General features: G+C 71.8%; 15 protein-coding genes. 14 read left to right on the top strand and 1 reads right to left on the bottom strand.

Annotated elements, in window-relative coordinates; all coding sequences use genetic code 11:
* Window positions 1–2: 2 nt before the first annotated feature.
* From C0216_RS20875 to nusB, 4 genes are all read left to right on the top strand, one after another.
* Window positions 3–812 (top strand): AAA family ATPase, encoded by an 810-nt coding sequence (locus C0216_RS20875; protein WP_114056750.1) that lies wholly within the window; start codon window positions 3–5, stop codon window positions 810–812.
* A gap of 84 nt (window positions 813–896) precedes the next feature.
* Window positions 897–2,006, top strand: a complete 1,110-nt coding sequence (locus C0216_RS20870; protein WP_114056749.1) for an aminopeptidase P family protein — start codon at window positions 897–899, stop codon at window positions 2,004–2,006.
* Between the two features lie 59 nt (window positions 2,007–2,065).
* Window positions 2,066–2,632 carry an elongation factor P gene (gene efp / locus C0216_RS20865; protein WP_114056748.1) on the top strand — a complete coding sequence of 189 codons (567 nt, stop codon included), beginning with the start codon at window positions 2,066–2,068 and terminating at the stop codon, window positions 2,630–2,632.
* A 2-nt stretch (window positions 2,633–2,634) separates the two neighbouring features.
* Window positions 2,635–3,066: a transcription antitermination factor NusB gene (nusB, locus tag C0216_RS20860; protein ID WP_114056747.1), complete on the top strand. Its 432-nt coding sequence runs from the start codon at window positions 2,635–2,637 to the stop codon at window positions 3,064–3,066.
* A gap of 174 nt (window positions 3,067–3,240) precedes the next feature.
* On the opposite strand, the gene C0216_RS20855 is transcribed toward nusB, so the two are convergent.
* Window positions 3,241–3,741: a transcriptional regulator BldD gene (locus tag C0216_RS20855; RefSeq protein WP_030841550.1), complete on the bottom strand. Its 501-nt coding sequence runs from the start codon at window positions 3,739–3,741 to the stop codon at window positions 3,241–3,243.
* A gap of 244 nt (window positions 3,742–3,985) precedes the next feature.
* Here C0216_RS20855 and pyrR point away from each other — a divergent pair, with 244 nt between their 5' ends.
* The 10 genes from pyrR (at window position 3,986) to gmk (ending at window position 15,304) form a co-directional block, all read left to right on the top strand.
* Entirely contained in the window at window positions 3,986–4,579 is a 594-nt protein-coding gene (gene pyrR, locus C0216_RS20850) for a bifunctional pyr operon transcriptional regulator/uracil phosphoribosyltransferase PyrR (protein WP_281277951.1), read from the top strand.
* Window positions 4,580–4,684: 105 nt separating this feature from the next.
* The gene (locus C0216_RS20845) at window positions 4,685–5,668 is read left to right on the top strand and encodes an aspartate carbamoyltransferase catalytic subunit (RefSeq protein WP_114056746.1); all 984 of its coding nucleotides are present in this window, start codon (window positions 4,685–4,687) and stop codon (window positions 5,666–5,668) included.
* Between the two features lie 2 nt (window positions 5,669–5,670).
* Window positions 5,671–6,960, top strand: coding sequence for a dihydroorotase (locus tag C0216_RS20840; RefSeq protein WP_114056745.1), 1,290 nt, complete (start codon window positions 5,671–5,673; stop codon window positions 6,958–6,960).
* The gene (locus tag C0216_RS20835; RefSeq protein ID WP_114056744.1) at window positions 6,957–7,538 is read left to right on the top strand and encodes a hypothetical protein; all 582 of its coding nucleotides are present in this window, start codon (window positions 6,957–6,959) and stop codon (window positions 7,536–7,538) included. Before C0216_RS20840 ends, C0216_RS20835 begins: the two co-directional genes overlap by 4 nt.
* Complete coding sequence (gene carA, locus C0216_RS20830) at window positions 7,535–8,698, top strand: glutamine-hydrolyzing carbamoyl-phosphate synthase small subunit (RefSeq protein ID WP_114056743.1); 1,164 nt, start codon at window positions 7,535–7,537, stop codon at window positions 8,696–8,698. Before C0216_RS20835 ends, carA begins: the two co-directional genes overlap by 4 nt.
* Window positions 8,691–11,999 carry a carbamoyl-phosphate synthase large subunit gene (gene carB / locus C0216_RS20825; RefSeq protein WP_114056742.1) on the top strand — a complete coding sequence of 1,103 codons (3,309 nt, stop codon included), beginning with the start codon at window positions 8,691–8,693 and terminating at the stop codon, window positions 11,997–11,999. The genes carA and carB overlap by 8 nt, the downstream gene beginning before the upstream one ends.
* Window positions 12,000–12,086: 87 nt before the next feature.
* A complete protein-coding gene (locus C0216_RS20820) occupies window positions 12,087–13,196 on the top strand; it encodes a quinone-dependent dihydroorotate dehydrogenase (RefSeq protein ID WP_114056741.1) in 1,110 nt (369 codons plus the stop codon).
* Window positions 13,193–14,080: an orotidine-5'-phosphate decarboxylase gene (pyrF, locus tag C0216_RS20815; protein ID WP_281277950.1), complete on the top strand. Its 888-nt coding sequence runs from the start codon at window positions 13,193–13,195 to the stop codon at window positions 14,078–14,080. The genes C0216_RS20820 and pyrF overlap by 4 nt, the downstream gene beginning before the upstream one ends.
* 275 nt (window positions 14,081–14,355) lie before the next feature.
* Window positions 14,356–14,679 carry an integration host factor gene (locus C0216_RS20810; protein WP_008740406.1) on the top strand — a complete coding sequence of 108 codons (324 nt, stop codon included), beginning with the start codon at window positions 14,356–14,358 and terminating at the stop codon, window positions 14,677–14,679.
* Between the two features lie 61 nt (window positions 14,680–14,740).
* On the top strand, window positions 14,741–15,304 hold the full coding sequence (gene gmk / locus C0216_RS20805) for a guanylate kinase (RefSeq protein WP_114056740.1): 564 nt from the start codon (window positions 14,741–14,743) through the stop codon (window positions 15,302–15,304).
* Window positions 15,305–15,330 lie beyond the last annotated feature (26 nt).

Here is a 15,330-nt window from a genome sequence, read left to right as displayed (position 1 = left end):
GAATGCACCAGGGAGTCGGGGGCGGCAGCGGCGGCTGGGGTCCGCAGGGACACCAGCCGCCGCTGCCGCCGCAGCCGCCGATAGCGCCCGCCCAGGGCTGGCCGGGCTCCCCGCCGCCCCCGCACATGCCCCCGCCGGGCCCGCAGCCCGGCCCGCCCCCGGGCCCGCCCGCCGGGCCCGACGCCACCGGGCACATCCTGCTGCCGCCCGCCGCCGCCGCGCCGGCCGCCGGCAGCGGAGCCGGCAACGGCACCGGCACGGCGACGATCGCCGTGCTCCTCATCGGCCCGGCCGGCGCCGGCAAGACCACTGTGGCCCGGCACTGGGCGGGCAGGCGCCCCGTGCCCACCGCGCACATCAGCCTCGACGACGTCCGCGAATGGGTCTGCTCCGGCTTCGCCGACCCCCAGGCCGGCTGGAACGACCACTCCGAGGCCCAGTACCGCCTCGCCCGCCGCACCTGCGGCTTCGCCGCCCGCAACTTCCTGGCCAACGGGATCTCCTGCATCCTCGACGACGCCGTCTTCCCCGACCGGCCCGTCGTCGGCCTCGGCGGCTGGAAGCGCCACGTCGGCCCCCACCTGCTGCCTGTGGTGCTGCTGCCGGGCCTGGAGATCGTCCTGGAGCGCAACGCACAGCGCTCCGGCAACCGCAGGCTCTCCGACGAGGAGGTCGCCCGCATCCACGGCCGGATGGCCGGCTGGTACGGATCCGGGCTGCCGATCATCGACAACTCCGACCTCGACGTCGAAGCCACCGCCCGCGCCCTGGACGAGGCCCTGGCCCGCTCCCTCTCCGCCGCCTCCCCCTGACGTCCCCCGCACCGCACGGGGCCCCCGCACCGGACGGGGGCGCTCGCCGGGCCGGATGCGCCGGGCGCTCGTAGGCTCGAAGACATGTCAGACGTGTACGCGGCCCGCCGGGGCCTGCTTCGCGACCGCTGTGCCGCCGCCGGGAACGACGCCGCACTGATCACGCGTCCGGCGAACGTCCGCTACCTCGCCGGGGGCGCCCCGCGCGGTGCCGTCCTGCTGCTGGGGCCCGGCGGCGAGGACAGCCTCTTCACGGTGGGCCCGCCCAGCGGCGAGCTCGACGAGGGCCGCCTCGACGAGCGGCTGCGGCTCTCCGTCCTGGCCGGGCCCGGTGCGGACGCGGCCGTCGCCGCCGCGGACCTGGCCGGCTCCGCCCGTGCCGACTGCCTCGCCGTCGAGGAGCACCACCTCACCGTCGCCCGCCACCGCGCGCTGCACTCCGTCGCGCCGCGGCTGCGGCTCACCGACCTCGGGACCGCCGTCGAACAGCAGCGCCTGGTCAAGGACGAGGAGGAGATCGCCTGCCTGCGGATCGCCGCCGAGATCGCCGACCAGGCCCTCGGCGAACTGCTGGAGTCGATCCTCGTCGGGCGTACCGAGCGCCACCTCGCCCTGGAGCTGGAACGACGCCTCGTCGACCACGGGGCCGACGGCCCGGCCTTCCCGACCTCCGTCGGCACCGGGCCGCACTCGGGCCGCGCCCGGCACCGGCCCTCCGACCGGCGGGTGGAGGAGGGCGACTTCCTGACCGTCTGCCTGGGCGCCAACTACCGCGGCTACCGGTGCGAGATCGGCCGGACCTTCGTCATCGGCACCAGCCCCGCCGACTGGCAGATCCAGCTGTACGACCTCGTCTTCGCCGCCCAGCGGGCCGGCCGCGAGGCGCTCCTTCCGGGGGCCGCGTACCGGGACGTGGACCGTGCGGCGCGTTCCCTGCTGGACTCCGCGGGCCATTCGGAAGCGGTCGCTCCGTCGACCGGACACGGCGTCGGCCTCGAAATCGACGAGGACCCGCAGCTTGCACCTACGGCAATGGGTAAACTGGACGCTTGCGTGCCGGTCACCGTCGAACCGGGGGTCCACCTCCCGGGCCGGGGCGGAGTCCGGATCGATGACACGCTCGTCGTACGCCCCGAGGCGGACGGCGGTCCCGAGCTACTCACCATTACGACCAAGGAGCTGCTCGCACTGTAGGTCCGTCCGGCGGGCCGTGTGCGCACCCGTGGTCTTCCAGTGCAGGAGATTCCGCAACCGTGGCTTCCACGAACGACCTCAAGAACGGCATGGTGCTCAAGCTCGACGGTGACCAGCTCTGGTCCGTCGTCGAGTTCCAGCACGTCAAGCCCGGCAAGGGCCCGGCCTTCGTGCGCACCAAGCTCAAGAACGTGCTGTCCGGCAAGGTCGTCGACAAGACCTTCAACGCGGGCGTGAAGGTCGAGACGGCCACCATCGACCGCCGCGACATGCAGTTCTCGTACATGGACGGCGACTACTTCGTCTTCATGGACATGCAGACCTACGACCAGCTGCACGTCGACCGCAAGGCCGTCGGCGACGCCGCCAACTTCCTCGTCGAGGGCTTCACCGCCTCCGTCGCCCAGCACGAGGGCGAGGTGCTCTACGTCGAGCTGCCGGCCGCCGTCGAGCTGGTCATCGAGCACACCGACCCGGGCGTCCAGGGCGACCGCTCCACCGGCGGCACCAAGCCCGCCCGCCTGGAGACCGGCCACGAGATCCAGGTCCCGCTGTTCGTCACCACGGGCGAGAAGGTCAAGGTCGACACCCGCACCAGCGACTACCTCGGCCGGGTGAACGGCTAACCGTGGCTGCCCGCAGCAACGCGCGCAAGCGCGCCTTCCAGATCCTGTTCGAGGCCGACCAGCGCGGGGTGCCCGTGCGGGAGGTCCTCGCGGACTGGGTCCGCCACGCGCGGTCGGACGACCGGCAGCCTCCGGTCAACGCCTTCACGATGGACCTCGTCGAGGGCTACGCCGACAAGGTGAAGCGCATCGACGACCTCATCGTCACGTACGCCGTGGACTGGGAGCTCGACCGCATGCCGGTCGTCGACCGGAACATCGTGCGGCTCGGGGCGTACGAGCTGATCTGGGTGGACGACACCCCGGACGCCGTGGCCATCGACGAGGCCGTGCAGCTGGCCAAGGAGTTCTCCACGGACGAGTCGCCGTCCTTCGTCAACGGGCTCCTCGCCCGCTTCAAGGACCTGAAGCCGAGCCTGCGCCGGGGCGAGTAGCCCCCGGCAGCCGCCCGGCACGCCGGAAGGGGCCCGCAGCGCACCGGCGCCGCGGGCCCCTTCCGGCTCTCCGGAACTTCGCCGGCGCATGGGAAACCGGTGCGGGCCGGGAGCCGGAATCCGGCTCCCGGCCCGCACCGGTAACGTTTCTGCTGGTCCCGGGGGACCGGAGGGCTACGCGTCCTCGTGCGCCACGGCGCGGCGCGCGTCCGCGTCGAGCACGCCCCAGCTGATCAGCTGCTCGGTCAGGACCGAGGGCGACTGGTCGTAGATGACGGCCAGGGTGCGCAGGTCGTCCTGGCGGATCGACAGCACCTTGCCGTTGTAGTCGCCGCGCTGGCTCTGGATCGTCGCCGCGTAGCGCTGGAGCGGTCCGGCCTTCTCCGCGGGCACGCCCGCAAGGCGCTCCAGGTCCAGGCGCAGCTTCGGCGGCGGCTCGGCTGCCCCGCCGGGCGTCGTGCCCGGCAGCAGTTCCTGCACCGGCACCCCGTAGAAGTCCGCCAGCTCGGCGAGGCGCTGGACGGTCACGGCGCGGTCCCCGCGCTCGTACGAACCGACCACCACGGCCTTCCACCGGCCCTGGGACTTCTCCTCGACACCGTGGAGGGAGAGGCCCTGCTGGGTGCGGATGGCGCGGAGCTTGGCCCCGAGCTGTTTGGCGTATTCGCTGGACATAACGCTCCCGGACGCTGTGACGCTGTGGCTACTTGACTCCGAGCGGCTCGCCGCGCGGCTGGTAACTCACTGTGAGGTTACGCAGCGTGACTTGGGTGCGTCAAGCCGAATGCCCACCCCGGCCCGCGGACGGGGCCCCCGCCTGCCCCGGTTCGGCGCCCGCCCGGACCGCTGGTACCGTGGGGACCGTTGCAGACGTCCTTTAAGGTCCGTCCCGTGAGGCGGAGAAGGAGGTCCTTTTCCCATGGACGCTCAGGCTTTGAACGCCGGTGCGGTCGAGAGCGGGCCCATGCGCCCCGTCCTCGAAGCACAGGACATCGCGCGGGTCCTGACCCGCATCGCCCACGAGATCGTCGAACGCGCCAAGGGCGCCGACGACGTGGTGCTCCTCGGCATCCCCACCCGCGGCGTGTTCCTCGCCCGCCGGCTGGCCGCCAAGCTCGCAGAGATCACCGGCACGAAGATCCCGGTCGGCTCCCTCGACATCACCATGTACCGCGACGACCTGCGGATGAAGCCGGCCCGCGCCATCGGCCGCACCGAGATCCCCGGTGACGACATCGACGGCCGCCTCGTCGTCCTCGTCGACGACGTCCTCTTCTCCGGCCGCACCATCCGCGCCGCCCTCGACGCCCTCGGCGACCTCGGCCGCCCCCGCGCGGTCCAGCTCGCCGTCCTCGTCGACCGCGGCCACCGCGAACTGCCGATCCGCGCCGACTACGTCGGCAAGAACCTCCCGACCTCCCTCCGGGAGATCGTCAAGGTCCAGCTCCAGGAGGAGGACGGCCGTGACGCCGTGCTGCTCGGCCAGCGGACCGACGCCGAAGCCGGGCAGTAGCCCGACCCCCTGACGGGCCCGCACGGGCCCGCGCTCCGGCCTGCCCCGCACCCCTCCGGCACGCCGCCCGCCGCTCTGCCCTCCTTCGACCCACGGAGCACCCAGATGAAGCGCCACCTCATCTCGGCCGCCGACCTCACGCGCGACGACGCCGTCCTGATCCTCGACACCGCCGAGGAGATGGCGCGCGTCGCCGACCGGCCGATCAAGAAGCTGCCCACCCTGCGCGGCCGTACGATCTGCAACCTCTTCTTCGAGGACTCCACCCGCACCCGGATCTCCTTCGAGGCCGCCGAGAAGCGCCTCTCCGCGGACGTCATCAACTTCGCGGCCAAGGGCTCCTCCGTTTCCAAGGGCGAATCCCTCAAGGACACCGCCCAGACCCTGGAGGCCATGGGCGTCGACGCCGTCGTCATCCGGCACGGCGCCTCCGGCGCCCCCTACCGCCTGGCGAACTCCGGCTGGATCGACGCCCCCGTCATCAACGCCGGCGACGGCACCCACCAGCACCCCACCCAGGCCCTGCTGGACGCCTTCACCATGCGCCGCCGCCTCGTCGGCCGCGACGCCGGCCTGGGCAAGGACCTCGCCGGCCGCCGCATCACCATCGTCGGCGACATCCTCCACAGCCGCGTCGCCCGCTCCAACGTCGACCTGCTGCACACCCTCGGCGCCGAGGTCACCCTCGTGGCCCCGCCCACGCTCGTCCCCGTCGGCGTCGAGACCTGGCCCTGCGAGGTCTCCTACAGCCTCGACGAGGTGCTGCCGAAGTCCGACGCGGTCATGATGCTGCGTGTGCAGCGCGAACGCATGAACGCCGCGTTCTTCCCCACCGAGCGCGAGTACTCCCGCCGGTACGGGCTCGACGCCGCCCGGATGGCGAGGATGCCCGAGCACGCCGTCGTCATGCACCCGGGCCCCATGGTCCGCGGCATGGAGATCACCGCCGAGGTCGCCGACTCCGACCGCTGCACCGTCGTCGAGCAGGTCGCCAACGGCGTCTCCGTCCGCATGGCCGTCCTCTACCTCCTGCTCGGCGGCTCCGAGCCCGCCGTCACCGCCCCGTCCCGCACCGAGGAGACCAAGTAACCATGTCCAAGATCCTGATCCGCGGTGCGAAGGTCCTCGGCGGCGAGGCACAGGACGTCCTCATCGACGGTGAGACCATCGCCGCCACCGGTGCAGACCTCTCCGCCGACGGCGCCACCGTCATCGAGGCCGCCGGACAGGTCCTCCTCCCCGGCCTCGTCGACCTCCACACCCACCTGCGCGAGCCCGGCCGGGAGGACTCCGAGACCGTCCTGACCGGCACCCGCGCCGCCGCCTCCGGCGGCTACACCGCCGTCTTCGCCATGGCGAACACCTTCCCCGTCGCCGACACCGCCGGCGTCGTCGAGCAGGTCTACCGCCTCGGCAAGGAGTCCGGCTACTGCGACGTGCAGCCCATCGGAGCCGTCACCATCGGCCTGGAGGGCAAGAAGCTCTCCGAGCTCGGCGCCATGCACGAGTCCGCCGCCCGTGTCACCGTCTTCTCCGACGACGGCAAGTGCGTCGACGACGCCGTGATCATGCGCCGCGCCCTGGAGTACGTGAAGGCCTTCGGCGGCGTCATCGCCCAGCACGCCCAGGAGCCCCGCCTCACCGAGGGCGCCCAGATGAACGAGGGCATCGTCTCCGCCGAGCTGGGCCTCGGCGGCTGGCCCGCCGTCGCCGAGGAGTCGATCATCGCCCGCGACGTCCTCCTCGCCGAGCACGTCGGCTCCCGCGTCCACATCTGCCACCTCTCCACCGCCGGCAGCGTCGAGATCGTCCGCTGGGCCAAGTCCCGCGGCATCGACGTCACCGCCGAGGTCACCCCCCACCACCTCCTCCTCACCGACGAGCTGGTGCGCTCCTACAACCCCGTCTACAAGGTCAACCCGCCGCTGCGCACCGAGCGCGACGTCATGGCCCTGCGCGAGGCGCTCGCCGACGGCACGATCGACATCGTCGCCACCGACCACGCCCCGCACCCGCACGAGGACAAGGACTGCGAGTGGGCCGCCGCCGCCATGGGCATGGTCGGCCTGGAGACCGCCCTGTCCGTCGTCCAGCAGACGATGGTCGAGACGGGCCTCCTCGACTGGGCCGGCGTCGCCGAGCGCATGTCCTTCGCGCCCGCCCGCATCGGCGGCCTGTCCCACCGCCACGGACGGCCCGTCTCGGCTGGTGAACCCGCGAACCTCACCCTGGTCGACACCTCGTACCGTGGTGTCGTGGACCCCGCAGGGTTCGCCTCCCGCAGCCGCAACACCCCGTACGAGGGCCGCGAGCTGCCGGGCCGCGTCACCCACACCTTCCTGCGGGGCCGGACAACGGTCGTGGACGGGAAGCTCGCGTGACACCTGCAGTGATCCAACTGGCCGCCGAGGCCGCCGAACGCAAGTCGGCGGAGGTGACGGACTGGGGCGCGCGCATCGCGTGGGTCATCGGTCTGCTCGTCTTCATCGCCTTCGTCTACTGGCTGATGCGGCAGGGCTGGAAATGGCGCGGCGCCCTGCAGGGCGGCCTGCCGGAACTGCCCGCCGCCCCCGACGGCCTCCCCGAGCACCGGCTGGCGCTCACCGGCCGGTACCACGGGTCGACCACCGCCGGACAGTGGCTCGACCGGATCGTCGCCCACGGGCTGGGCGTGCGCAGCCGGGTCGAGCTCACCCTCACCGACGCGGGCCTCCAAGTGGTCCGTCCGGGTGCAGGCGACTTCTTCGTACCGGCCGCACAGCTGCGCGGCGCCCGCCTCGACAAGGGGATCGCGGGCAAGGTACTCACCGAGGGCGGTCTGCTCGTGGTCACGTGGGCGCACGGCGACACGCTGATCGACTCCGGATTCCGCTCCGACCGGGCGGCCGAGCACGCCGCCTGGGTCGAGGCCATCACCTCCATGAACCACACCACCACGACGGAAGGCGCCGAACGATGACGACCTCCACCAGGGGAGCAGCCAAAGCTCCCGCCGTACTCGTCCTGGAGGACGGCCGCATCTTCCGCGGCCGCGCCTACGGCGCAGTGGGGGAGACCTTCGGCGAGGCCGTGTTCTCCACCGGCATGACCGGCTACCAGGAGACCCTCACCGACCCGTCGTACCACCGGCAGGTCGTCGTGATGACCGCGCCGCACGTCGGCAACACCGGCGTCAACGACGAGGACCCCGAGTCCGCCCGCATCTGGGTCGCCGGCTACGTCGTCCGCGACCCCGCCCGCGTCCCCTCCAACTGGCGTGCCAAGCGCTCGCTGGACGAGGAGCTCGCCGCGCAGGGCGTCGTCGGCATCAGCGGCATCGACACCCGCGCCCTCACCCGTCACCTGCGCGAGCGCGGCGCCATGCGCGTCGGCATCTTCTCCGGCGCCGCCGCCGAGGGCGTCCGCGACGAGGCCCTGGTCTCCCGCGTCCAGGAAGCCCCGCAGATGAAGGGTGCGAACCTCTCCGCCGAGGTCGCCACCAAGGAGCCCTACGTCGTCCCCGCCATCGGCGAGAAGCGGTTCACCGTCGCCGCCGTCGACCTCGGCATCAAGGGCATGACCCCGCACCGGATGGCCGAGCGCGGCATCGAGGTGCACGTCCTGCCCGCCACCGCCACCGTCGAGGACGTCTACGCGGTCTCCCCGGACGGCGTGTTCTTCTCCAACGGCCCCGGCGACCCGGCCACCGCCGACCACGCCGTCTCCGTCATGCAGGGCGTCCTGGAGCGCAAGACGCCGCTCTTCGGCATCTGCTTCGGCAACCAGATCCTCGGCCGCGCCCTCGGCTTCGGCACCTACAAGCTGAAGTACGGCCACCGCGGCATCAACCAGCCGGTCCAGGACCGCACCACCGGCAAGGTCGAGGTCACCGCCCACAACCACGGCTTCGCCGTCGACGCGCCCCTCGACAAGGTCTCCGAGACCCCCTACGGCCGCGCCGAGGTCTCCCACGTCTGCCTGAACGACAACGTCGTCGAAGGCCTCCAGCTGCTCGACCAGCCGGCCTTCAGCGTCCAGTACCACCCCGAGGCGGCCGCAGGCCCGCACGACGCCGCGTACCTCTTCGACCGCTTCACGTCCTTGATGGAAACCGCCCTGATGGAGGCCGAGCGTGCCTAAGCGCACCGATATCCAGTCCGTCCTGGTCATCGGCTCCGGCCCGATCGTCATCGGCCAGGCCGCCGAGTTCGACTACTCCGGCACCCAGGCCTGCCGCATCCTCAAGGCCGAGGGCCTGCGGGTCATCCTCGTCAACTCCAACCCCGCGACGATCATGACCGACCCGGAGATCGCCGACGCCACCTACGTCGAGCCGATCACCCCCGAGTTCGTCGAGAAGATCATCGCCAAGGAGCGCCCCGACGCGCTCCTGCCCACCCTCGGCGGCCAGACGGCGCTCAACACCGCCATCTCCATGCACGAGCAGGGGGTGCTGGAGAAGTACAACGTCGAGCTCATCGGCGCCAACGTCCAGGCCATCCACAAGGGCGAGGACCGCGACCTCTTCAAGGAGGTCGTCGAGGAGGTCCGCCGCAAGATCGGCCACGGCGAGTCCGCCCGCTCGGTCATCTGCCACACCATGGACGAGGTCCTCGCCGGCGTCGAGACCCTCGGCGGCTACCCCGTCGTCGTCCGCCCCTCCTTCACCATGGGCGGCGCCGGCTCCGGCTTCGCCCACGACGAGGAGGAGCTGCGCCGCATCGCCGGCCAGGGCCTGACGCTCTCCCCGACCACCGAGGTGCTCCTGGAGGAGTCCATCCTCGGCTGGAAGGAGTACGAGCTGGAGCTGATGCGCGACAAGGCCGACAACGTCGTGGTCGTCTGCTCCATCGAGAACTTCGACCCGATGGGCGTCCACACCGGCGACTCCATCACCGTCGCCCCCGCGATGACCCTCACCGACCGCGAGTACCAGCGCCTGCGCGACATCGGCATCGCGATCATCCGCGAGGTCGGCGTCGACACCGGCGGCTGCAACATCCAGTTCGCGGTCAACCCGGACGACGGCCGGATCATCGTCATCGAGATGAACCCCCGCGTCTCCCGCTCCTCGGCCCTCGCCTCCAAGGCCACCGGCTTCCCGATCGCCAAGATCGCCGCCAAGCTGGCAGTCGGCTACACCCTGGACGAGATCCCCAACGACATCACCGAGAAGACGCCGGCCTCCTTCGAGCCGACCCTCGACTACGTCGTCGTCAAGGCCCCCCGCTTCGCCTTCGAGAAGTTCCCGGCCGCCGACGCCACCCTCACCACCACCATGAAGTCCGTCGGCGAGGCCATGGCCATCGGCCGCAACTTCACCGAGGCCCTCCAGAAGGCCCTGCGCTCCCTGGAGAAGAAGGGCAGCCAGTTCGCCTTCACCGGCGAGCCCGGCGACAAGGACGAGCTGCTGCGCCTCGCCGTCCGCCCCACCGACGGCCGCATCAACACCGTCATGCAGGCCATCCGCGCCGGCGCCACCCAGGAGGAGGTGTTCGACGCCACCAAGATCGACCCGTGGTTCGTCGACCAGCTCTTCCTCATCAAGGAGATCGCCGACGAGCTCGCCGCCGCCGAGAAGCTCGACCCCGAGCTCCTCGCCGAGGCCAAGCGCCACGGCTTCTCCGACTCCCAGATCGCCGACATCCGCGGACTGCGCGAGGACGTCGTCCGCGAGGTGCGCCACGCCCTCGGCGTCCGCCCCGTCTACAAGACGGTCGACACCTGCGCCGCCGAGTTCGCCGCCAAGACCCCGTACTTCTACTCGTCCTACGACGAGGAGACCGAGGTCGCGCCGCGCACCAAGCCCGCGGTGATCATCCTGGGCTCCGGCCCGAACCGCATCGGCCAGGGCATCGAGTTCGACTACTCCTGCGTCCACGCCTCCTTCGCCCTCAGCGACGCCGGCTACGAGACGGTGATGGTCAACTGCAACCCGGAGACCGTCTCCACCGACTACGACACCTCCGACCGCCTGTACTTCGAGCCGCTGACGCTGGAAGACGTGCTGGAGATCGTCCACGCCGAGTCCCTCGCCGGCCCCATCGCCGGCGTCGTCGTCCAGCTCGGCGGCCAGACCCCGCTCGGCCTCTCCCAGGCCCTGAAGGACAACGGCGTGCCCGTCGTCGGCACCTCCCCGGAGGCCATCCACGCCGCCGAGGACCGCGGCGCCTTCGGCCGCGTGCTCCAGGAGGCCGGCCTGCCCGCCCCCAAGCACGGCACCGCCACCACCTTCGCCGGAGCCAAGGCCATCGCCGACGAGATCGGCTACCCCGTCCTCGTCCGCCCGTCCTACGTGCTCGGCGGCCGCGGTATGGAGATCGTCTACGACGAGGCGCGCCTGGAGGCGTACATCGCCGAGTCCACCGAGATCTCCCCGACCCGCCCCGTGCTGGTCGACCGCTTCCTCGACGACGCCATCGAGATCGACGTCGACGCCCTCTACGACGGCGAGGAGCTCTACCTCGGCGGCGTCATGGAGCACATCGAGGAAGCCGGCATCCACTCCGGCGACTCGGCCTGCGCCCTGCCCCCGATCACCCTCGGCGGCTTCGACATCAAGCGCCTGCGCGCCTCCACCGAGGCCATCGCCAAGGGCGTCGGCGTCCGCGGCCTGATCAACATCCAGTTCGCGATGGCCGGGGACATCCTCTACGTCCTGGAGGCCAACCCGCGCGCCTCCCGCACCGTCCCCTTCACCTCGAAGGCCACCGCCGTCCCGCTCGCGAAGGCCGCCGCCCGCATCTCGCTCGGCGCCACCATCGCCGAGCTGCGCGTCGAGGGCCTGCTGCCGAAGACCGGCGACGGCGGCACCCTGCCGCTCGACGCGCCGATCTCCGTCAAGGAGGCCGTCATGCCGTGGTCCCGCTTCCGCGACATCCACGGCCGCGGCGTCGACACGGTCCTCGGCCCGGAGATGCGCTCCACCGGCGAGGTCATGGGCATCGACTCGGTCTTCGGCACGGCGTACGCCAAGTCGCAGGCCGGCGCCTACGGCCCGCTGCCCACCAAGGGCCGCGCGTTCATCTCCGTCGCCAACCGCGACAAGCGCTCGATGATCTTCCCGGCGCGCGAGCTCGTCGCCCACGGCTTCGAGCTGCTCGCCACCTCCGGCACCGCCGAGGTCCTGCGCCGCAACGGCATCAACGCCACCGTGGTCCGCAAGCTCAGCGAGGGCGAGGGCCCCGGCGGCGAGAAGACCATCGTCCAGCTGATCCACGACGGCCAGGTCGACCTGATCGTCAACACCCCGTACGGCACCGGGGGCCGCCTCGACGGCTACGAGATCCGCACCGCCGCCGTGGCCCGCGGCGTCCCGTGCCTGACCACGGTCCAGGCTCTCGCCGCGGCCGTGCAGGGCATCGAGGCGCTCGGACACGGAGAGGTCGGCGTCCGCTCCCTCCAGGAGCACGCCGAGCACCTGACCGCGGCCCGCGACTAGCAGCCCGTCCGGACGAGGGGGACACCACGAGCGCGACTGCGCGGCGGTGTCCCCCTCTCCATGAGCGCACAAGGGAACCCCCGAAGCATGTACAAGCTCTTCTTCAACCTGGTCTTCAAGCGGATGGACCCCGAGGCCGCCCACCACATGGCCTTCCGCTGGATCCGCCTCGCCGCCCGCACCCCGGTCGTGCGGACCTTCGCGGCCGCCGCCCTGGCCCCCCGCCACAAGGAGCTGCGCACGGAGGCCCTCGGCCTGCGCATGCACGGCCCCTTCGGCCTCGCGGCCGGCTTCGACAAGAACGCCGTCGCCATCGACGGCATGTCCATGCTCGGCTTCGACCACGTCGAGATCGGCACGGTCACCGCCCAGGCCCAGCCCGGCAATCCCAGGAAGCGGCTCTTCCGCCTGGTGCCGGACCGTGCACTGATCAACCGCATGGGCTTCAACAACGACGGCTCCGAGGCCGTGGCGGCCCGCCTGGCGGCCCGCAAGGCCGTTTTCAAGACCGTCGTCGGCGTCAACATCGGCAAGACCAAGATCGTGCCCGAGGAGGAGGCCGTCGCGGACTACGTGGCCTCCACCGAGCGCCTGGCCCGGCACGCCGACTACCTCGTCGTCAACGTCTCCTCCCCGAACACCCCCGGCCTGCGCAACCTCCAGGCCACCGAGTCGCTGCGCCCCCTGCTCGCCGCCGTCCGGGAGGCCGCCGACCGCAGCGTCCCCGACCGCCGCGTCCCGCTGCTGGTGAAGATCGCGCCCGACCTCGCCGACGAGGACGTGGACGCCGTCGCCGACCTCGCCCTGGAGCTCGGCCTCGACGGCATCATCGCCACCAACACCACCATCGCCCGCGACGGCCTCGGCCTGAAGTCCGACCCCGCCCTGGTCAAGGAGGCCGGCGGCCTCTCCGGCGCCCCTGTCAAGCAGCGCTCCCTGGAGGTCCTGCGCCGCCTGTACGCCCGCGTGGGCGACCGCCTGGTCCTCGTCGGCGTCGGGGGCATCGAGAACGCCGAGGACGCCTGGCAGCGCATCCTGGCCGGCGCCACCCTCATCCAGGGGTACAGCGCGTTCATCTACGAGGGCCCGTTCTACGCCCGCGCCATCCACAAGGGCCTGGCCGCCCGCCTCGCCGCCAGCCCGTATGCCACCCTCGCCGAGGCCGTCGGCGCCGAGACCCGAAAGGCCGCCCAGTGACCGCCCACCCCTCGCCCGACCGCCACCCCTCGCCGACGCCCTCGGGCAGCCCCCGGCCGTTCGGCGCCCGCCTGCGCTCCGCCATGGACGAGCGCGGCCCGCTGTGCGTCGGGATCGACCCGCACGCCTCGCTGCTGGCCTCCTGGGGCCTGGACGACGACGTCGCCGGGCTGGAGCGGTTCTCCCGCACGGTCGTCGAGGCCCTCGCCGACACTGTCGCCGTCTTCAAGCCGCAGGCCGCCTTCTTCGAGCGCTTCGGCTCCCGCGGTGTGGCGGTACTGGAGCGGACCGCCGCCGACGCGCGCGCGGCCGGCGCCCTCGTGGTCATGGACGCCAAGCGCGGCGACATCGGCTCCACCATGGCCGCCTACGCCGAGACCTTCCTCCACCCGGACTCCCCGCTGTTCTCCGACGCCCTGACCGTGTCCCCGTACCTGGGCTACGGCTCCCTCGCCCCCGCGGTCGAGCTCGCCCGCACCTCCGGCGCCGGCCTGTTCGTCCTCGCCCTCACCTCCAACCCCGAGGGCGCGGAGGTGCAGCGGGCGGTCCGCGAGGACGGGCGGACCATCGGCGCGACCATGCTGGGCCACCTTGCCGCGGAGAACGCCGGCGAGTCCCCCATGGGCTCCTTCGGGGCGGTCGTGGGCGCCACCCTCGGCGACCTGTCCTCCTTCGACCTGGACATCAACGGCCCGCTGCTCGCCCCCGGCATCGGGGCGCAGGGCGCGACCGCCGCCGACCTGCCCCGCGTCTTCGGCGCGGCCGTGCGCAACGTCGTGCCGAACGTCTCGCGCGGCGTGCTCCGGCACGGACCGGACTCCGGCGCGCTGCGCGGGGCTGCGGAGCGGTTCGCCGAGGAGATCCGCACGGCCGTCTCCGGCTGACCGCACGTCGTACGGTCTGACGAAATCTGACGGGAATCGAACGTCTTTCGCCGGACAAATCCAGGGCGGTTTGTCCGTGATGTACGGTTCAGTGGAGGCTGACCAGGACTTTTCGTCCGTTCTCGCTGACTGGAGCGGCCTTGGCCGCTAGTCTCCGACCAGAGTGAACGAGCAGCGAACGAGTTCCACCGCTGTTCGGGCACTCGCCTGGTGTGGTGTCCGACGGGCTCCCACCGGTCCGTATCCGACAGTTCGACATCCGAGGTGACGTAGGCGTGGCTCTTCCGCCCCTTACCCCTGAACAGCGCGCAGCCGCGCTCGAAAAGGCCGCCGCGGCTCGCCGGGAGCGGGCCGAGGTGAAGAATCGACTCAAGCACTCCGGCGCCTCGCTCCAAGAGGTCATCAAGACGGGCCAGGAGAACGACGTCATCGGCAAGATGAAGGTCTCCGCCCTGCTGGAGTCCCTGCCCGGCGTCGGCAAGGTCCGCGCCAAGCAGATCATGGAGCGCCTCGGCATCTCCGAGTCCCGGCGTGTCCGAGGTCTCGGCTCCAACCAGATCGCCTCGCTGGAGCGTGAGTTCGGCACCCCTGCCGGCTGACGTGCCGCCCGGAGTGCCTCCGGCGTTACCGGGCAGTCCCGGGAACCTGGATAATCGCTCTATGGCAGCAGAGGTTCGTCCGCGGCTGACCGTGCTCTCCGGCCCCTCAGGGGTCGGCAAGAGCACGGTCGTCGCGCATATGCGCAAGGTCCACCCCGAGGTATGGCTCTCGGTGTCGGCCACCACCCGCAAGCCGCGGCCCGGTGAGCGACACGGAGTCCACTACTTCTTCGTCGGCGACGACGAGTTCGACAAGCTGATCGCCAACGGCGAGCTGCTGGAGTGGGCCGAATTCGCGGGCAACCGCTACGGCACCCCGCGCGGCGCGGTCGTCGAGCGCCTGGAGAACGGCGAGCCCGTCCTCCTGGAGATCGACCTCCAGGGCGCCCGCCTGGTCCGGGAGTCCATGCCGGAGGCCCAGCTGGTCTTCCTGGCGCCGCCGAGCTGGGAGGAGCTGGTCCGCCGGCTCACCGGCCGGGGCACCGAGTCCGCCGAGGTCATCGAGCGCCGGCTGGCGGCAGCCCGGGGCGAGCTGGCCGCCGAGTCCGAGTTCGACACCACCCTGGTCAACACCTCCGTCGAGGACGTGGCGCGTGAGCTGCTAGCCTTGATGGACGTTGTGTGATCGTCTACCGGTGTTCGCACCGGTGG

The organism is Streptomyces globosus, from assembly GCF_003325375.1.
Taxonomy (GTDB): domain Bacteria; phylum Actinomycetota; class Actinomycetes; order Streptomycetales; family Streptomycetaceae; genus Streptomyces; species Streptomyces globosus_A.
This window is presented reverse-complemented; position numbering and strand designations above follow the sequence as displayed.